The sequence below is a fragment of the Rhodococcus sp. OK611 genome, assembly GCF_003050885.1.
Classification (GTDB): domain Bacteria; phylum Actinomycetota; class Actinomycetes; order Mycobacteriales; family Mycobacteriaceae; genus Rhodococcus_G; species Rhodococcus_G oryzae.
The window spans coordinates 236,563-255,358 of record NZ_QAOZ01000003.1 but is presented as its reverse complement, the minus strand read 5'-3'; the positions used below and the strand labels follow the sequence as shown (position 1 = coordinate 255,358).

Genomic DNA, 18,796 nt, shown 5'->3' with positions numbered 1-18,796 from the left:
GTCGGCATCGCCATCGGGGACGACTGGACCTGGTGCAGTGCGGGTCTGAGGTAGGCGGCACCAGAGATACGCGGACCGATGCCGATGGCGACATGACTGAATCTGACGGAGCCCTCCCCGACGGCGCGACAGTCTTCGATCGCCAGCACCCTGGCATAGCGAACCTCAGCCAGCACTACTCCAGGCCATGCTCGCAGCCGCGAACGACGCCGCTGACGATGGCATCCAGCTCTAGCGAGGCGCACACCTTCGCGAATGCTGGCCACTGAGCAAGCTGTGTACGAGCACGTCGCTTGAGGTTCACAGGCAATCGAGAGATGAGCAGCGCGAGTCAGATCAGTGAGCAGGCCGTGGTCCTGGCGATGGACTACGGACTGTTCAGTCTCTCCGGAGGCCTCGCGGATTTCGAGGACGAACTCGAACTGCTCGCGCAGGCGCAGGCTGCGCAGCCGTGCGCTGGTGACGGCAAGGCGCTGGTGGTGCTGAGCCCGCACCAGAACAACTTCGAGATCATTCGGGATGCGTCCGTCTCATCGGATCACAAAACCCCAGGTTCTTGTCTCAACATCTCAACATGTCCGAATTCTGTCTCAAGATTCGGTGTCTGCGGCAGTGGGTGCCGCTGACGCGGAAATCTGAGACGAGTACCTGAGATAACAATGCGGATGAGATAGAAGTCGCCCCACATGGTGAGACGAACCAGGGTTTGCAAGCCTTCACTTGCTATCTGTTGCGGGCTGACCCGTCATCACAACGAACACTCGTGAACCTGTGTCCTGTTTGACGATCGCTGAGCAGGCCGCCCGCCGCATGCCCTAGGCGTGGGACCGTCGATGCAGCCGTGGAGAGCGCCGGGCGCCGCTACGCTCGCGGACGCAGGACGGACTCAAGGGAGCTCGGTGACGAAGATCAGCAGGACAAGAGGGATCCAGGTCGACGGCGGGTGGAGTGTCGACTCCAATGCGTTCGTCGACGAGCACTACAACGCACAGGACGTGCCGTTCGATGACACCGTGCTGTTCACCGCGGTGAACAGCATCACCGGCGAGACGGTTTCCCTCTCCTATGAGAACGCAGCCATCGGCTACTCGCTCGAGCAGATTCTGCTGTCGAGATCGTTGGGCCGATGGATGTACGACGAAGACAGGAGTGTCCACACGACGATCGCAGCCGGCCACGACATCGAGGCCATCTATGGCCTGCTCCTCCGGTTCCTCAACCCACTCAACAAGGACCTGATTCCTCTCCGGCTCTCCAGTTGGACGGTTGTCGTCAACAATCTGACTGAAACAGAAGCTGCGCACCACGACGTGGAACTGGTCTTCTCGGCGACTCGCGGGAAGCTCTTCATCGACGTCACCTACACCCGGATCGAAGATCGGCCGTACTGCGTCTACATGGGGATGTCGAAGCATCCCTACACCGAACTCACCTACAAGCTCGACAAGCCGACGACGACACGGAAGGTGATCCACCTGAACGAGGTGGACGCTGTTGCCGCGTTGATCGACGATTTACTGACGGGACTCGAGCCCTTCTATGCGAGCGTCGGCTGACCATGGACGCCCCGGGCATGCCCCGGTCATGGCACGTTGACCTCGCCGGGCGCCTTGTCGCGCAGTCCCTTCCAGCTCGGATGACGAAGGCTCCGCCGGTATGCTCGCGGTACTCCGCCTCGCATACCAGTAGCGGTTCCACCCGTGCACGCCCCGGATTCGCGGCCTCAACGTGCGTCCTTGTTTGACGATCGCCGGACAGGACGGCTGACGGCACCCTGAGAGTCATAGACGACCGTGCCGGAGCTGGTGAGAGAATTCCGGCCGCGGCGCTCAGGGCGAACCGTGAAGTGCCCAACCGATTACGGTTGGGCGCTTCACGTGTCAGGACGATCCCAGCGTCCCTGGGAGCAGGCCAGGCGGGGTCGGGACCGGATTGATGGTGTGCAAGTTCTGCGAGAACGGGACCCGCATCACCTGATGGGTCTGCCGCCACGGATCGAGCTGAAAGCAGTCGAGCGGAAGCGGGCCGGTCACGGCCCCCGGGTAGGTGTAGCAGTAGATGTCGATAGTGCCGAACGGACTGAGCAGGTTCGAGTTGTTGTCCCACGACCTGCTGGGCTCCCACGGCAGCTTGAACCACCTCATGTTCAGCTCGTACCCGGGCGGCGGAACGTACGCCTCCGCCGCACTCGCCTGCGGCGCCGCTACACCCGCGCCGAGCGCCGCGAGTCCGACGGCCACTGCGCCAGCTCGGACGAGAAATGAGCGCTTCATTCAGATCTACCCCCTGCGAAAGAAACGGACAGTCTGTATGTCCGCTGGGGCAGGCGCATCGTTACTGGCGGTGGCCGCGAGGGCGCTTGAACTCTCGGGTTCCCCTTCTACCGGCCGTCCTGTCTAACGATCGCTGAACGCGACACGGGTTCGAGAGCTGCGGAATGGAGGCCCCGGGGAGAATGTTCACCGCCAGCCTCCTCATGCCAGCGAGTCGTCTTGTGCCCCGGCTGTGCGTGGGGACTGAGACCAGAAGCGAAGGACGACATGACCGGCAAGCACTTCGAGCTGACCGACGAAACGCGAAACTACTTCGGCCACAACCTGCATCGCATCCGCGCCACACGCGACATGACACGGTACTGCGTCCGCAAGGGCGACGTCGGAGGATGGGTTGAATGCGAGCGCAATGTGTCTGGGTACGCGTGGGTGTCAGGCGACGCGAGGGTGTTTGGCGACGCGTCGGTATCTGACAACGCGGAGATCTCAGGCAACGCGGAGGTCTCGAGCAACGCGAGGGTGTCGGGCAACGCGGAGGTCTCCGGAGACGCGCGGGTGCACGGCGACGCGCGGGTATACGGCGACGCCGAGGTGTACGGCAACGCCAACGTGTACGGCAACGCGGACGTGTCTGGAGATGCGACGGTGCATGGCGAGGCGAGGATATTCGGCGATGCGGAGGTCGAAGGCAATGCCAGCGTGTACGGCAACGCGGACGTGTCCGGCGACGCGCGGGTATCCGGCCGCGCGGAGGTGCACGGCCGAGCAACTGTCACCGAGCGCCAGGACATCCTCGTCGTATATCCCATCGGCTCCCAGTCCGTCACCGCGACTCTCACCCGCACCGCCGCCGGCCACAACTTATCGGTCGGATGTTGGCATGGCGGCACCATCGACACACTCCGTGCCGAGGTAGATCGGCGCTCACAGACGTGGCCAGGAACAGCGCAAGATCATGCCCGCTGGCGCGCCGAGCACGAGGCACTGGAGGCGCTGTGCCGGGCGCGTATCGCCGGGTGGAAACGTATGGACGAAGACCCTGCTACTGACTGTCCTGTTTGACGATCAGCAAACAGAGCGGGACTCCGGTGAGCGAGCCGATCGGATACGTCAGTCAACTGCCATCAACTAGTCCTGGTTACCCGTCCTGCACGCTGATCTTGCGAGGGCTCCCTATCCAGGACCCACTTCCACTCGGTCCCAAGTTCACCACAACGTCCCAGAGCCAGACTTGGCCAACCGACCCCCCGAGAACGCCCTCACACAATCTTTCGATTTCGTGACCCTCGCGATGCGGGCGATGGCGACCGAGGCCTTGTCTCAACAAGCCGGAAATGTCCGATTTCTATCTCAACATCTCAACATGTCCGATTTTTGTCTCAAGTTTCCGTGTCCGCGGCAAGCAAGTAGTAGTTGTAGGTTCCGGATCTACTGGTCCGATCGGCCTGCGGTTTTCAAGATCTTCCACGCCAAATGCCCTAGAAATTCCGGCTGCCGATGTCCTATTCCGCAGGCCCTCGGGTACTGGGCATCCAAGGATCACACTCTCGGGCACCTGAGCAGTGATCGTTGCCGTCCCTCCACCCGCATGGGTTCTGGGGCGGAGGGGCGCCGGCACTCGATGCCGAGGCACACGGTCGGTATGGGCTCCCGGACTAGGTCCCGTTGTCACGGAAAGTCACCCGCACCCACGGGAGATACAGCACCGTGGGGAAACCGTCCCGGCGATGTACACGCCGGTACCCACCACGAAGCCACCGGCGGGGGGTGTTGATGGTCATGATCAAATCCGCCGACGTGGTCGCCGCCGTGAGCCCGGCCGTGGCGGACGCCGCCATCAAACAGACCGTGCCCCAGCCGATTCGGCGGGCAATGCTGCTTGTTCTCGTGTGCTGCTCCTGTTCACGGCCCGGGCGGTCAGAATCCGAGGCGGCCGGTACCGGCGCTGCCGCTGCCGATGCTGCCTCCGCCCTTGCACCACTGGATCTCGTCGTTCGCCGAGGTCATCAAGATCTTGCGCGAACAGGGCTATACGGTGCGCGATTCCGACGCACCCGATGACAAGTAGCCGCCTCAGTCGACGGCGACAAAAGGTCGGGGGCGTGTTTGCCGATTCTGCTGAGCGCTTTGGCGGTACGGGCCGAGTGGACGCATTGCAGGACGGGAGATGATGGGTTTCCAAATGTCGACGGTCCACGCCGTCGGTTCCGGCCTGATTGCCGAGACAATGGGAGCGTCCCCTCCGCACTGGCCGCGGAGGGGACGCTGTATCTCCGGGATACCCCGGGCTTCCTGGCCGAGGGCTACTCGCCGAGCCGCTCGTCCGCGTAGACGACCATCGCGTCCCGCTGGTACTCGGCCAGGCCCTCGGCGATCTTCTCGTAGTTCGCCTTGAACCGCTCGTCGTCCACGTACATCTGCCCCATACACTTGTACGCGTCCCGGTTCGGGGTCCAGAAGCGGCAGATGCCGTGGTATTGCGTGTGGATCTCCGTTTGGACCGCCACGTCGACAACAGGGGTGCCGGCGGCCATGAACTCGGCCATACGGATCATCGCCGCGGTCATCTCACGCTGCATGCGCTCGACGTCCTCGGCAGTCATCGTCGCGGCGTTGCGCTGAGACTGTTCGAACTCCTCCGGCCAGCGTTCGCGGGCCTCGTCGTCGTGCTGCGTGTTGTCGAAGCCCTCGAACAGGTTCTCCGGGCGGTTGATCTTGACTGTCATCTCCGTCTTCCCTTCGAGTTCGGCGATGGTGCGCGCCACGGTGTCGGCCATCCGCGTCAGGCGGTGGCGCTCTCCGAGTAGGCGGATGTGCTGCCGTTTGAGGGCGGCGAGTGTGTCCCGCTCGGAGTCGACCGCCTCGGCGATCTCGGCAAGGCCCAGGCCGAGTTCGCGCAGGACGAGGATCTGCTGCAAACGCAGCAGTTGCTCATCCTCGTAGTAGCGGTAGCCGTTGGTGCCCACGTAGGCGGGCTCGAGCAGTCCGATGTCGTCGTAGTGCCGCAAGGTGCGGGCGGTGACGCCCGACATCCTCGCCACATCCGCGATCGACCAGCTCATGGCGCTTCCCATCTTCCGTGAGGCCGGTCCGTCCGGCCTCGTCTTCGACCGTAGAAGTTGCCGCTACGTGAAGGTCAAGCCGGAATGCGCCGAATCAACCGGGAATTCGACTCATCACCGCGTCATCCGGGAGGTGATCGCCGCCTCGCGCCGACTGCCGCGGGCAGCCGCCGGCCGCGTGCCTGAGCGCGATCCGAACTGAGCCTCAGCGACCGAAAAGACGGCCGAAGAACCCGCCCCTACCCGACGCGAGCGGCGCCCACTCGAGGTTCCACAGCTCCTCGACCGTGATCCTGGCGAGGCGGCAGACGAATTCCAGGTGCGCGTCCTCCGGGTCGTCCTCGGTCTCGAACACCGCTTCGGCGTCGATCGGGGCGCCGCGGTCTTCGGCGACCTCGCGCTCGGCGAGCACTCGGAGGCGGGGGTCGTCGCCGAACGACTGGACCACGTAGACGTCGCTCGTGCCACCGAGGGTGACGAGCACCGTTCCCGCGGGCGGCTCGGAGAGCTGCGGAAGCTGCTGGAGATCGAGACCGGGATCCACGAGCACCACGTGCGCGCCGACCTGCGCGGCCGACGGGCCGGCCGCGGTGCTGCGGCTCGCGTCGTCGAAGTCGATGGTCGATTCGGCGTCAGCTCCGAAGGCAGAGAGGTCGGTGTTCGGCACGAAGCCCAGCATGAAGTTCATCGACATCGCGACAGCCTAGCGACCGGGGACGAAGGTTCCCCAGATCGAGTATCCGCCGGGTTGGCGCGCGCTACTCGCCGTCGGCCCGCCCGTCCGCGTACTGCGCGACCACGCGGTCACGCCAATCGCGGAAGTCGTCGAACTTGCCGGCGAGCGCCTGCCGCAGCTCGGCAGCGCTGTTCACCCAGTCCATGTCCTCCTGATCCGGCACATCTCCCGGGGCATGGTTGGCGCCGGGGACGACATAGGTCGGGTTGCCCTGCGGATTGACGATGAGGAATCCCGCCGCGACGCACAACTCATAGATGAATGTCGTCTCCTCCTCCGACAGCGAGGCGTGATCGATCCCACCGCTCAGCGGCTCCTCCTGATCGAGCGGGTCGAGGTGTAGGTCGGTCCAGTGGCCGTCGAACGAGAGAGCCTGCCCGTCCGCATCGACGAGAAGCGAACCTTGGCCGGCGCTGTCCACCGCGCGCAGGCCGCCCGCCTCGAGGAAGGCGCCGACGGCATCGCGATCCGCGTCGCGCTGCTCGTCTCCCTGGACGCGTACGAAGATCAGCGAGAATCCCATGCCCGGAATACTCTGCCTTCTCGCGTCCCTCCGCAAGGAAGACAATGACGATCGCCTCGTTGGCTTGCCGACATGGAAGAGTTGCAGTTCCAAGGGACAAATAGGCTGGAATCATGACAAGTGCGGGATATCTGGGTCCGGAAAAGGCCAACTAGATCCGGAAGCTACAAGCAGTGTTGCAAAAGGGTGCCGCTGACGTGGAATTCTGAGACGAGCGCCTGCAACAACAACGCAAATGAGACAGACGTCGCCCTACATCCTTGAGACAAACAAGGGTTTGCAAGCCTTCCCTTACCGCTTGTTGCGGGCTAGCCCGTCATCGCAACGAACAGTCGTGTGTCTGGCGTCCTGTATATCGATCATTGAGCAGGACGATCGGTGCTAATCCTGCTGGAAGATGGCGAAGGTGAGGTCGGACGGTTCGACCATCACCGTGAGCCGGTCACCGAACTGCGGTCGCATGCTGCTTGTAGGCACCTCACAGTCCGCCTCGAACGTGTCAAAACCCGGGCCACTGATACGGACCGTCAGTTCGGCGATGTACTGGCTCTCGTCGCTGCTCCGGATCCGGTTGACGGCCAAGATCTTCACCGTCCCCGCGATCCCGGCGGACTGGAATCGCTTTTCGTTCCGACGCCAGCCGTACGTACTGACTGCGATCCCGATTCCAAACGGGAGAGTGAAGACTCCTACCCACAGGCCCGTCGCCAGCGAACCGTCGCCCCACCCGGCGATCGGCCCGGCCAGGATGAGACCACCCGCGATCGAATACGTCACCACCCCGGCGACGGGACCGATGAGCTCGACCTGCCGCGGCCCCCTCGCGTTCTTGTTGGACACCTCGACACCCTATGTGTGTGACACCACGTACATTGCACCGTTCGTTGCGGGCTGATCCGATCCTCATCGCATGAAACGGTCGTGAATCTGGTGTCCTGTATGACGGCACACAGTCCTGGATACCCGTCCTGCACGCTGATCCTGCGAGGGCGCCTATGCAGGACCCATTTCCGCGTGGTCCCGAGCCCACCGCAACGTCCCAACAGACTTGGCCGACCGGGCCTACAAAACACAGATAACGCAGTGGAGTTCGTGACCTCGCCCGCTCATCCGACGACGTGGTCGTCTCATCGGATTACAAAGCCCCAGGTGCTTGTCTCAAAATCTCACGATGTCCGATTTTTGTCTCATTTTCAGGCGATGGCGGCTGTAGGTTCCGGATCGAATTGTCCGCGCCACCTGGGATTTTCAAGATCTTCCACGACACTTGTCCCTGAAACTCCGCGCGAAGATGTCCTTTCCCTCAGCCCTGGCCCGAGCCGATGCCACATCATCGTGGCCATGACTTATCGCGAACTCCACCGTCACCGCTGCGCGACCTCAGGAGAGCCTCATCGCGGATGCCGCAGGCACTCGGTGCCGGTTCGTGCCAACCCATCCCGGTTTCAGGCAGCCCGGCGACCGACCGACAACGATCGCTGGCTCCATTCGGGCGAAAACGATCCTCACCGAGATGTCGAATGGTCGGATTGTCGACGTGGAACCCACCAGGATGCGATGGCATTTCGATGACTTCCGAAGGACGCGCGCGTCAAGCAGGTCCGACGCGGCGCAGGACCCCGCGGGGGCCGTAGCGCGTGGCAAGTTCGCGGACACGTTCACCTGAGAAGTTCCTTACCCCCTCGGCCGCCACGCCGAGACGTGAGCAGACAGCACGAGCGCTAGCTGACACCTTCTCGGACGCCCCGCCCTGCCGTATTACTACGGGAGTGGCAGGGCGTTCTCATTGCCGTGCCCACGGCCTAAACCACACCGCTCTCGGAGACCACGCCCCGAACAGCCGACTGCTACGTGATGGCCGGGTACATCTAGTCGAGGGTCGATTAGATTCGGGCGATGACCCTCACCGAGGCGTGGCTGGCGTACATGACGGTGCTCCGGGAGCGCGCGCCGGTCACGGCGGCTGCGGTTCGGCCGCCGCGGTCAGCGGCAGATCGACTGGAGGCGGAGCGCGCAACGACGCCGTGGACCGGGGAGCTTCGCGAGTTCTTCTCCCTGCACGACGGTCAAGGTGCGTCTGACGACTTCGCCACGGGGACCGTGCTTCCTGATCTGTCGCTGCTCTCACTCGACGAGGTCGTCGCCGAGCATAAGTACTGTCGGGAATCGCTCCACGACACGGAGGATCTCGGTCCCGACTGGGCCGACAACGCGCGCGAACAGCCAGCCGGGTCAGTCGCGGAGATGTTCCTCGACGCGTACGTTCCGTTCGCCAAGGACGGTGGCGGCGACTACCTGTGCGTCGACACCCGACCCGGTGAGCAGCACGGGTGCGTGCGGACCTTCGGGTGGGAAGGAGCCGATGAGGGTGTGCCATCGTTCGCGTCGCTGGCCGACTACATCGACTCCTTGTGCCGGATTGTGGAGTCCGGTACCGGACACCCGTTCCTGATACCGACCATCGAGAATGGCGCCTTGATCTGGGAGATCGACACCTCGGACATGCCGATCGCGGAACCGCGGCCTGACCCGAAGGTGTTGCGTCTACCGTTCGAGGTCACCGGTTTCTTGCCGTCGCAGGTCGGCCCCGATGACGACCTCGTCGATCTCGAGGTCGTGCGACAGACGGTTCTCGACACTGCCCGGGCGCTGCACCCCGGTTCGGTCGTGGAGGGCGGTCAGACGGTGTTCCAACGAGTTCCGCGTCTGCGGGGACTGACGGTTAACGCTTTCGTCTCCGTCGACGGCGAAACTAAGGTCTATCTGACGATCGTTACCGGCGTCGGGAACGAGGTCATCGTCCATGAGGCTCCCCCGGAAGGGTTCACGTTCGCTCTCGGCGGCTGATCTTTCGCACGAGCCGTTTTGGGACTCGGTTGAAGCCGGCTCGCTCCCCGAGCCGGGCTGGCGCCAGAGCGTTGACCCGTCGAGCCCGAACAACAGTTGAAAACGGATTTCGATAACCCACCTTGTGTCGGGTAACACCTGACGGAACGTTCGCCTGCCAGCTCCGTACGACTTGCCTGGCATCGGAGGGTTACTGGTGTCCGCCGGAGGGTGCCTCGGCGACGTCGTTTCGGCGACGGATCGGTGGAATGCGCGGCGGGTCCGTGTCGTCCTCGATCGCGGCGCCTGCGATCTTGGCGAACCGCTGATGGGCCGGCTCCCAGCGGCCGGATCGGATTCGTTCGACCGGTTCCTCGCCGGTGTTGGTGAGATCGATTTTCGGCGGTAACGAGCGTGTCAGCGCGAAGCCGGTCACAAGAGTCGGGATGACGACGTCGGCGACATGGCGGTGAATCTGGTCAAGCTCGCCAGTGGTTGCCTGCTGCCGTGTCCGTGACAGCCACGGCCCATGTGATAGTGACGAGATGTACGAAACAGCTTGTGCTGAGCCCCACAGACGGGCGTACGGCGCCCAGGAGATCCTGGACCGCGTCGCTTCCTGGACGTGGGAGCGCATCGAACAGGGGGACGCGGCCCAGCTCAAGTTCCGCGAGGAGTCGATCACCGAATCGAACTTGTTCGAGATTCAGCGCAGCATCCAGGGAGTTCAGGTCCGGAAGTTCACTTCGCATGACGAACGCAAGAACGGCGCAGACTGGGCCTGGTGGATTGGCTCGAACGACATCGGTTGGATCTGCCTGCGAATCCAAGCCAAACGAGTTCACGGCATGGCATACAAGTACCTCGAGCACCCGCATACGAACGAAGACGGCCTAGTCGAGTATCAACACGAGAACCTGATCACGGACTGCGAGAGCGAGACCAGCGCCGGCCGACCCACATTCCCATTCCATGTGTTCTACAACGGGTGGGACGAGCACCGGTTCAACCCGACCATCGACTTTCCAAAGCGATACGCAGCGATGAAGCGACCGCACGACCACATAGATCGGTGTTGGGGTTGCGCAGCGGTTTCCTCTTACGACGTGAGCCGTATCTTGTCGACGGCAGGCGCTTGTCGCCTGCACGTCGACTCCTACGTGGACGATTGTTTTCCCTGGTCTGAACTCTTCTGGGAGGCAGAAGACTTCCTTCCGGTATGGGCGATCCACGAGACCGCCGAGCCTGGTCCCGACAGGACCGGGATGCTGGAGTACTGGCTGGACGGGGTTCACACGGGGCTGCTGATCCGCACTGAATTCGCACGCACGATGCGGAGCCGGCCAACCGATTCTGATCCTTCGAAGCCGCACAGCGAGAGCGTCCGTGACCTACTCCGCCAGATTTCTCAAGAGGTCCCTCGCCAGCGGGTCAGAGACCGCGCTTCCGCCCTACCTGAGTACTTCGAGCAGGTGAGACTCGATACACCTCAATGGGCACTCGACACCGAGTACCGCCATCTGACGAGACCCAACGTCGACGGAACCGCCATCTTTGAAGTTTTGTAGTGGCCGAATGCCACTGGCGCTCCCCGCGGACCCTCGGCTCGATCGCCCCAGCGGCTACGTCCCCGGTCAGCTCAGTCGCGGCCAACCTTGAACACGAAGGCGCGGTTTGCAGCCGTGGCCAATCCCCAACTCCCTGCCGTTGCGACTTTCCCTATGGGGCCTGAGAAGGACCCGGCTACGCGACCATCGCCGGATGAGTCCAGTTCCAGTAGGACAGCAGAGTCGTCGGCCATTCGAGCGACCGCCAACGGTTCGTCTTCGAATCCGGGAATCGGTATGACTTCCAGGACGCCGGGCAGCCTCGAAGCGATATCCGCCATCTCCTTCGGCGGAAGCGGCTGCGGGTTCAACGCGACCTCCTCCCCCCCGACCGACAAGTTCTCATCATCCGATGAGACATCTACGATAATACGGATTCCGTCGGAGGTGAATTCTTCGCGCCTCACTTCACGACCGAATACTCTCGTGAGAGTTACCCCGCCATCGATACCTTCTTCAATGTTGTTCTCGGTTCCTTCGTCGAGTCGCGCATGACGGACGAAAGATCGCGCCCTGGTATTGAACCTGCCGTCAAGGCTCTGGCGGTTGATGCGTTCGAGTCTCATTGACCGAGAATCCTCGGTGAAGGAATAGAAGATCGGGACTACCGCATTACCGTTGGAGTCAGCTGAAACTGAGATGTCATGACTGATCGAGCGGTAACGCAGCAACTCTCCCGGTTGGAGCCTATTCAGCGAAATGAGTTGGACCCCGAAACCCCTACCGCCCGCGAGCATGCTCGCCCAATTAGGATCCTCGAACGGAGGCTTCTTGAGTGAGTCGGCGCTCCCGCCCTTGCCCTTTGCAAAGTCGATGGCACTTTGGTCCTCCGGTGTCAGAGTTAGACAATCCCAGACCCATTGCGGGGTGAAGATGACGTTGCCCTTCTCGTCAAATTCGATCACAGGGTGCCCGAGGTTGATATACCTGACTCCTCGTGAGGTGCGTATGATGAATTCCACATCATCCGTAACACCTATCGCAACGAGCCCGGGGAGGTCGAAGGACACCCCCGTGATCGTTTCTGATCTGTCTCCATTCGCCGGCGAATCAAGGTACCTATCCGCCGGTCCTGCCGTTAGCAGCGTTACACCGCAGAATGCCCCGTAGGAGCTGATGGACACTCCCGCCAGGCATCGGACCTGTGTCACGTCCAACCTTTTCGGTGGCTCGCCGTCGTGCCGACACGTGCCATGCACAGTGGGGCGGCCAAAAGGCGTCACGTCAATCCGGAGAGTCCCCGACTCGACATGCATTTGGCGGACACGTCCGCCAAGCGTCATGCCGCTTTGATCCGATACGAGGCTGCGGTACTCCAACATCGCGCCCGCGAGTGCGACGGTCGGCAAGCCAATATCGATGAAGAACGATCTGGCATCAATTTTCGTCCCGCCAAATCTTCCGGGATCGAAGGTCTTGTCGAGGAACTCCCTCACGATCCTCTCGACAGCGTTGTCCAGGAATCCCGGAACTGCCGGACCAAGATCCACCACCGGCGGGGACCAGTTGATAGTCACCCGAAGAGCGGCGGGCTGAGTGGCCACAACTGTCAGGTTCGCGCTGGCAACACCATTTCCTTCGGCAGACAATCCATCAGGAAGATCTGGCTTGAGGCGCACGTTCACGGTTACCCGTGGCAGATTCCCCATTGGGGTCCATCTCGGCGTGCGAGTCAGGCCTGGCACGCCTCGACCTGGGAGTCTGGATAGAATCAACGACTCCACCCCGGGACCGTCGATGTACACTCCCCACTCCTGCCCAGGGAAGAGGTGAGGCACTGCGGGCCCACTAGGATCGAATCGGATGGTGAGAATTTCTGGGAGCAACTCAACACCGCTCACGGTGGGCAACGGTGCGCCCAAGCTGGTGAGAATGCCATCGAAGGGAACCGGCGGTATCGCTGGGAGATTCCCCCTCATGGAATTAAGCAGTGCGTCAAAGACTGGATTCGGCGGAACCGAATGGGGACCGTCGTCCAGGATGATCGACAGTTCCGTTCCCGAGATCGAAATTCGATAGTCGACCGACAAACGACCACGAGGTGCAGCCGCGTCAGGTGGTAACTGATCCTGATTCTTGAAAGCTTCCAACTCCTGTTCGTTGACAAGATACACATCTATCGCCAGGCGAACGATGATAGTCCCGCCATCACCTGGGAGAACCTCAGGCAAACCGGAAACGTCGACATGATCGACAAACACCCCAGCTTGAGCCGGGAAACATGCGTAATACAGCCTGTCTTGCACCATATTCGCAATTGCCTGTTTGAACGACGGCAGCGATAGTTGGACCTCAACAGCCATGATCCCTCACCTTTTCGTCGACGAGATGGATGGAAAGTGGGTAGCGACTGGTTGGTTTGCTTTACAATGCGATCCTCCTCCTATCCCCACCCCGTGTCACTGTTGGTTCGCATCCCGAAGAGACTCGGCTGGGACGGGAGAGCAGCGTCTCTACGAGCCCCCAATCACTGGTTCTGCGTGGGTGTGACGGTCACCTCGATCGCGATCCTGACTGCGCAGGTGCTGGAGGGCGCGTCCGCACAGTCGACGTACTGGGGACTGGCCAACCTGCTGTTCGGCGGTTCTACTGCCCCTGGCGCCAAACGGGGCTGGGGCCGCTTCCGTTGGCGGTCGTCTTTACCCTCATCGACATCATTACCTACCTCACCTCCCTCGAATGCTACTGAGGTCCAACAGGTCCGAGGTCGGGAGCAGTCATCCACACCGAAACGCGTCTCGCCGTGCCGGGACTGAAATTCCGCGTAGGCGCTAATCAGACGCAACGATCCCGGCTACAGCATTCAGATCGTGGACGTGGAAGCGCCGCAGGACGTTGCGGCCGAGCGCATCGTCTCCCGATGGCGTCAAGGATTCCTGGCGGCAGCAGCCGAACCCGCAAACCCCGGCGCACAGATGGGAGGCCGCTGGATACCTCGCGCCGCCGTCGACGGCCTGTTCACCGACCTCCGGGAGCACGACGGCAAGCCGCTGCACGGAAAGTCCGTCACCGAGGTCAACGCCCGCGAAGTCAGCGAGGAATCCCCCTCGGTCACCCGGTACGACCTGTACCGGACCAAGGCCGTCGACCGCGGTGCTGACCACGTCGAGCGCCACGAACGGACCGGGGGGAGCGACCTGCAACTGACGTGGCAGGCACCAGACACCGCCGCGGCGAGTACATCGAACGTCGACTCCGCTGTCCTCGACGGGCTCCGCGCCGCCAGCGCAGCGTTCCCCAAACCGCTCGGCAAGGTCCCCCGAACCACCGAGTCCATAGACGGACCGGAAACGTCGGGCCCGGAACTCAACTCACCCGGCCGCGATGTAGGTCCCGAGCTGTAGCCGCCGCGCTCTGTGCGCCGGGGCATAGATTCATGATCGGTGGTATTCACAGGGGGGGATGATGGAACTCTGGTTCCAGTTCGTCAGCGGGATTCTGGCCTTCATTGGCACCGCTCGACAAGCAGTCGACGCGAGGAAGCTCTACGAGCGGTTCGAGGCGAACGTGTTGACGCCAAGTCGTGAACTATTGGGCAAAGAGTGGGCTGTTCACGAGCAGGAGATCCCGCGTTGGAATCTCGCCCGGAGGCGTTGGGAGAGGTTCAGATTCACGGATACGTTCTACCGCAAGTTATGGGTCGAGGACGACCATGAGCAGTGGCGCCGGATGAGGAGGCAGGCGGTGAGCTGGCTCCTACTTATGTACGGAGCCCTCGCCGCAGTATTGGCGGTGGTATGGGTGTGGGCCTTCTGATTCGTGAACGCTGTGGGGCTGTGATCGCATTCCATGGCCAGACTGCTCATCCCCATCTTCTCCCAGGGATAGCTTCTTTCACCGGCGGTCAGCGACACGGTCTGACCGCGGCCGCCGGACACCACTGATCGACTTCGAGGTAGCCGCGAGCATTGCCTGTTGGTATCGCGAACCGGACCTTGCACAGCCAGGTTCCTCGACTGGTCCTGGCCCAGCCGTGCACCTGACCAGGCACCTCGACGTCAACGCTGAGTCCTTCTGCACGAACTCGGAGTGGGAGGCTGTTCGCCGGCCGCCCCGCAACCTCACCGATCGCGAGTGCAACGTTGACGATGACGGGCACCGGTGGATCTACAACACGGTGCGGCGACGGGGTGAACTCAGCCCGCCAGGTGTCGAACATAGATTCGATTATCTTCCATAGTGGCCATCCGGCGCCAGCCCGGTCAGTGGTAGTCGCCGTTCGCGGCACCTGAAAATGATTCCTGATAACCTATCTTATGTCAGTAACAACTGATGGCACGTTCGCCTGCCAGCTCAGTACGACCTTCCTGGCGTCGGAGGGTTACTGGTGTCCGTTGGAGGGATATCCCGGCTAGTCGGTGGCTGGGGCGGCGCGGTCGATCCAGGTGATGGTCGTGTCGGCCGGCGCGGGATTTCCGGTGCATTCGAGGTATTCGAGGACCATCTCTCGCGCGGTGTCGAGGCTGCGGGTCCCGTATGTCTGCGTCGCTCCGTGGCCCTCGATCTCGAGGAACAGGCCGGGCATGCGCCGACGGCCCTGCCACCACGGGCCGCGGGCTTCCCATCGGCCGACCGTCACGCGCAGTTCCTTCACCAGCTCAGCATCGCAGACCCTGAGCGTCCCGTCATTCCACCGCGTCGGAGGGTGCCTCGGCGACGTTGCTTCGGCGACGGATCGGTGGAATGCGCGGTGGGTCCGTGGCGTCCTCGAGCGCGGCGACCGCGATCTTGGCGAACCGCTGATGGGCCGGCTCCCAGCGGCCGGATCGGACTCGTTCGACCGGTTCCTGGCCGGTGTTGGTGAGATCGATTTTCGGCGGTAACGATCGCGTCAGCGCGAAGCCGGTCACAAGAGTCGGGATGACGACGTCGGCGACATGGCGGTGAATCTGGTCAAGCTCGCCACCCGGGGCAACCCACGTGGAGCTCTCGGGACGCTGAACGTGCACCGCCGAGCTCGTCTCTACGGGAACCACCACCCCGAGTGGCGTCGTCGCCACGACGTCGCCGACCTCGAGTCGGGCGCATCCTCCGCTCACTTGTCCAGAACGGTTCACCCCAGTTCTGGATGAGGGTGCGCACGGCCGCCATCCGGATTGCGCGGTGCTTGTCCTCGTTCGAGTACTTCTGGAGCAGCAGCATCGGATGGGCGGTCTCCGGCGCCCCGCCCATCAGCACACCGATAGACGGGGTGAGCGAATACACCACGGCGGGGTCGGCGTACGGCTGCAGGCTCGCGACGCGGCGCCCGAGCGTGGACTCGGCACCCAGCTCATCGACACCTCGTTGTTCCCTCTTCTTCTGCCACTTCACGAGATCGCCGGGCTTCTCGTAGATCGGCATCTCGATCGCCCGCGCCTGCGCCTCGGATAGCTCCTCGCTCCGGGATGCTCCGACGAGATAGAAGAGGGTGTTCTCGATGGCGGCGCGAAGGTGGTGGATCGCCTCGCTGAACAGCATCGACAACAGCGGTGGAATGGGGCGAATACCGGTCACCGTGAGTTCAATTCCCGACTCGTCGTTCTCGACCTGGTCGAAGTCGAGGGCGCCTCGCGACCACTCCAGTGCGAGCTCCCCGATCTGGAACTCAGCCTGGTCCGCGCGCGCGAGGCGCAGCGCGACCGGCGCTAACTCGGGAGGCAACCAGGAGGTCTCGTCATCCATCCCCGGAGCCTATGGGGTCCCGACCACAGCGCGGCCGACCTCCTCGACGACGCCGGCGTCGCGGCCGACTCCCACGGCCCGAAGTGGGACAGCGTCACGACGATGCTCGCAGCCCATGCGAATGCTCTGGAGTCGGGCATCACTGTGGGCAATTTCAGGCCCGCGGCTGTCGACGGTGCACTTTGCTGGGAGATTGTTTCTGCTCGCTGACGTGTCCTGTTTGACGATGGTCTATCGAGATACTTTTTGTGGCGGCGGCCCAGGCGGGTTTGCGCGCGGTCGGGTCCATGCCGGGTCTGGTGTACTCGCGTGAGGCTAGGCTGCGCTCGACGAGAATGCGGTAACCCGGCGGTGAGGGAGATAGCCAGTGGACGGGACCCCGTTCGGACGTTACCGCCTGCAGGAGCTGATCGGCGAGGGTGGCATGGGGCAGGTCTACAAGGCCTTCGACACCCTCACCGACCGGATCGTGGCCCTGAAGGTGTTGCCTGAGCACTCAGCCGCGGATCCCGGGTTCCGGGAACGGTTTCGCCGCGAAGCGCACGTAGCTGCCGGCCTACGCGAACCCCATGTGGTCCCGATTCACCACTTCGGAGAGATCGAGGGCCGGCTGTACCTCGACATGCGCCTGATCGAGGGCTCCGACGTGAAGGCGCTGTTGGCACAGCACGGGCCGATGCCCCCTGCCTTGGCTGTCTCCATCATCGACCAGGTCGCTGCCGCGTTGGACGCCGCACACACCGACGGACTGGTTCACCGCGACGTCAAACCCTCCAACATGCTGGTCAGTGCCCGCGATTTCGTGTACCTCATCGACTTCGGTATCGCTCGCGCCGCAGGGGACAAAGGATTGACCAGCACTGGGGCCACGATCGGCACCCTCGCCTACATGGCCCCCGAACGATTCACGACAGGGCAGGCTGATGCACGGTCCGACGTATACGCACTGGCCTGCGTGCTCCACGAATGTTTGACCGGTGCACAGCCCTATCCAGGGGACAGCCTCGAGCAACAGATTGCCGCCCACCTGACGGTAGGTCCACCACAGCCCAGTCTGATCCGGGCAGGGTTGCCCGCAGGGTTCGACGAGGTCATCGCGCACGGCATGGCGAAAGATCCGGATGACCGCTACGTGACCGCGGGGGACCTCGCTGTCGCCGCCAAACATGCCCTCAACACGGAGCCCGGCACAGGCGCCGTGATCACCCACCCCGGCGTGACTTCCGCCGCCGCTGGCGCAATGGTCGTCGCCAACGCTCAACAGCCCGATCCGGCGCCGACGCGGCAGTTGGAGCCATGGATGGCGACCGCCTCGCTACCGGGGCCCGATCCAGACCCGACAGCGTCACCGCTAGCTTCGAGTCCGCGTCGGGGGTTGAGTACCAAGCGGAATCTTTGGATTCTCGCAGCAGCAATAGTCGTTGTGGCCGCGGGCACGGCGGTTGTCGGCTACGCGGTCGATGGTCCGCGCACCGCGGCTCAGGCCGCCCCGTCCGCCACACAGGCCGCAGCTGCGCGGGCACCGCAAGCAGCTGCGGCAGCGGGCGACGCCACAACGAGTGAGCTACCTGGTCCAGGCTGGCCGGGCCCTGGCAATGTCGGGCTCGCGCCGTCGCCTGAGTTCCCTCAGTCGCTTCCGCAGTGGGCGCTCTCGAAGTCGTGGACCGAGACGTCTCGCGCCTTCCAAGGCAAATGGACGTTCGCGCCGGGGCCTGGCCAATCTGAGTTCCCGGCTACCCAGAACGGATGCGGCCTCGAGCGGTTCCTCGTCCGGTGGAGGGCGGTCAATCCCCATGCAACTGTTGTGGCAACCATCGCAGGACCTCGCCCCGCAAAGCTGACGGGAAATGCAGGTTGGATGGACATCGACGGCTGCAGTACACCGGCGTTCCAATTTGCGAGCAGCACCGACCCCAGCAATTTGGCCGACGTGACAGTCGCGGTGCAGCAGTGGGCGCCAGCACCTTGATGACGCCTGCGGCCATCGTGTGAGAGGCCTGGTTCAATCAGTCTGTGCGAGTTGGGCGAAGATCCAGGACGTGGTCGGGATCCTGGACCCGGTCATTCGGAGTCCGATGCCTCTGGGGCGAGGGTTCTGGTTAGAG

General features: G+C 63.1%; 17 protein-coding genes. 9 read left to right on the top strand and 8 right to left on the bottom strand.

Annotated features, from left to right (window positions below; translation table 11 throughout):
- The first annotated feature begins 317 nt into the window (after nt 1-317).
- On the top strand, nt 318-626 hold the full coding sequence (locus C8K38_RS05060; protein ID WP_097210856.1) for a hypothetical protein: 309 nt from the start codon (nt 318-320) through the stop codon (nt 624-626).
- Nucleotides 627-899: 273 nt separating this feature from the next.
- Nucleotides 900-1,556 carry a hypothetical protein gene (locus C8K38_RS05055; protein ID WP_097210855.1) on the top strand — a complete coding sequence of 219 codons (657 nt, stop codon included), beginning with the start codon at nt 900-902 and terminating at the stop codon, nt 1,554-1,556.
- A 324-nt stretch (nt 1,557-1,880) separates the two neighbouring features.
- Here the strand turns inward: C8K38_RS05055 and C8K38_RS05050 are convergent, their stop codons facing one another.
- Nucleotides 1,881-2,240 (bottom strand): hypothetical protein, encoded by a 360-nt coding sequence (locus C8K38_RS05050; RefSeq protein WP_097210854.1) that lies wholly within the window; start codon nt 2,238-2,240, stop codon nt 1,881-1,883.
- Nucleotides 2,241-2,540: 300 nt separating this feature from the next.
- Here C8K38_RS05050 and C8K38_RS05045 point away from each other — a divergent pair, with 300 nt between their 5' ends.
- Entirely contained in the window at nt 2,541-3,335 is a 795-nt protein-coding gene (locus C8K38_RS05045; RefSeq protein WP_097210853.1) for a polymer-forming cytoskeletal protein, read from the top strand.
- 1,241 nt (nt 3,336-4,576) lie between these two features.
- Here C8K38_RS05045 and C8K38_RS05035 read toward each other — a convergent pair.
- Nucleotides 4,577-5,305 (bottom strand): MerR family transcriptional regulator, encoded by a 729-nt coding sequence (locus tag C8K38_RS05035; protein ID WP_257017202.1) that lies wholly within the window; start codon nt 5,303-5,305, stop codon nt 4,577-4,579.
- Between C8K38_RS05035 and C8K38_RS05030 the strand changes: the two genes are divergently transcribed.
- Entirely contained in the window at nt 5,292-5,537 is a 246-nt protein-coding gene (locus C8K38_RS05030) for a hypothetical protein (RefSeq protein ID WP_143548400.1), read from the top strand. The two genes, C8K38_RS05035 and C8K38_RS05030, sit on opposite strands and share 14 nt — an antisense overlap.
- A 3-nt stretch (nt 5,538-5,540) precedes the next feature.
- On the opposite strand, the gene C8K38_RS05025 is transcribed toward C8K38_RS05030, so the two are convergent.
- The 3 genes from C8K38_RS05025 to C8K38_RS05015 all read right to left on the bottom strand — a co-directional run bounded on the left by C8K38_RS05025 (nt 5,541) and on the right by C8K38_RS05015 (nt 7,434).
- The gene (locus tag C8K38_RS05025) at nt 5,541-6,029 is read right to left on the bottom strand and encodes a hypothetical protein (protein WP_097210850.1); all 489 of its coding nucleotides are present in this window, start codon (nt 6,027-6,029) and stop codon (nt 5,541-5,543) included.
- A 64-nt stretch (nt 6,030-6,093) separates the two neighbouring features.
- Nucleotides 6,094-6,594, bottom strand: a complete 501-nt coding sequence (locus tag C8K38_RS05020) for a hypothetical protein (RefSeq protein WP_097210849.1) — start codon at nt 6,592-6,594, stop codon at nt 6,094-6,096.
- Nucleotides 6,595-6,975: 381 nt separating this feature from the next.
- Nucleotides 6,976-7,434, bottom strand: coding sequence for a hypothetical protein (locus C8K38_RS05015; protein WP_097210848.1), 459 nt, complete (start codon nt 7,432-7,434; stop codon nt 6,976-6,978).
- Between the two features lie 1,056 nt (nt 7,435-8,490).
- Between C8K38_RS05015 and C8K38_RS05010 the strand changes: the two genes are divergently transcribed.
- Nucleotides 8,491-9,441: an SMI1/KNR4 family protein gene (locus C8K38_RS05010; RefSeq protein ID WP_097210847.1), complete on the top strand. Its 951-nt coding sequence runs from the start codon at nt 8,491-8,493 to the stop codon at nt 9,439-9,441.
- A gap of 524 nt (nt 9,442-9,965) precedes the next feature.
- Complete coding sequence (locus C8K38_RS05000; RefSeq protein WP_097210845.1) at nt 9,966-10,988, top strand: DUF6615 family protein; 1,023 nt, start codon at nt 9,966-9,968, stop codon at nt 10,986-10,988.
- A gap of 71 nt (nt 10,989-11,059) precedes the next feature.
- On the opposite strand, the gene C8K38_RS04995 is transcribed toward C8K38_RS05000, so the two are convergent.
- The gene (locus tag C8K38_RS04995; RefSeq protein WP_143548399.1) at nt 11,060-13,330 is read right to left on the bottom strand and encodes a hypothetical protein; all 2,271 of its coding nucleotides are present in this window, start codon (nt 13,328-13,330) and stop codon (nt 11,060-11,062) included.
- Between the two features lie 507 nt (nt 13,331-13,837).
- On the opposite strand from C8K38_RS04995, the gene C8K38_RS04990 reads away from it, so the two are divergent.
- Together C8K38_RS04990 and C8K38_RS04985 are read left to right on the top strand one after the other, a co-directional pair.
- The gene (locus C8K38_RS04990) at nt 13,838-14,371 is read left to right on the top strand and encodes a hypothetical protein (RefSeq protein ID WP_097210843.1); all 534 of its coding nucleotides are present in this window, start codon (nt 13,838-13,840) and stop codon (nt 14,369-14,371) included.
- 61 nt (nt 14,372-14,432) lie between these two features.
- The gene (locus C8K38_RS04985) at nt 14,433-14,783 is read left to right on the top strand and encodes a hypothetical protein (RefSeq protein WP_143548398.1); all 351 of its coding nucleotides are present in this window, start codon (nt 14,433-14,435) and stop codon (nt 14,781-14,783) included.
- Between the two features lie 595 nt (nt 14,784-15,378).
- On the opposite strand, the gene C8K38_RS04975 is transcribed toward C8K38_RS04985, so the two are convergent.
- Nucleotides 15,379-15,621 (bottom strand): hypothetical protein, encoded by a 243-nt coding sequence (locus tag C8K38_RS04975; RefSeq protein WP_097210840.1) that lies wholly within the window; start codon nt 15,619-15,621, stop codon nt 15,379-15,381.
- A 299-nt stretch (nt 15,622-15,920) separates the two neighbouring features.
- Nucleotides 15,921-16,691 (bottom strand): hypothetical protein, encoded by a 771-nt coding sequence (locus C8K38_RS04965; RefSeq protein WP_097210838.1) that lies wholly within the window; start codon nt 16,689-16,691, stop codon nt 15,921-15,923.
- 367 nt (nt 16,692-17,058) lie between these two features.
- On the opposite strand from C8K38_RS04965, the gene C8K38_RS04960 reads away from it, so the two are divergent.
- Nucleotides 17,059-18,660 carry a serine/threonine-protein kinase gene (locus C8K38_RS04960; protein WP_097210837.1) on the top strand — a complete coding sequence of 534 codons (1,602 nt, stop codon included), beginning with the start codon at nt 17,059-17,061 and terminating at the stop codon, nt 18,658-18,660.
- Nucleotides 18,661-18,796 lie beyond the last annotated feature (136 nt).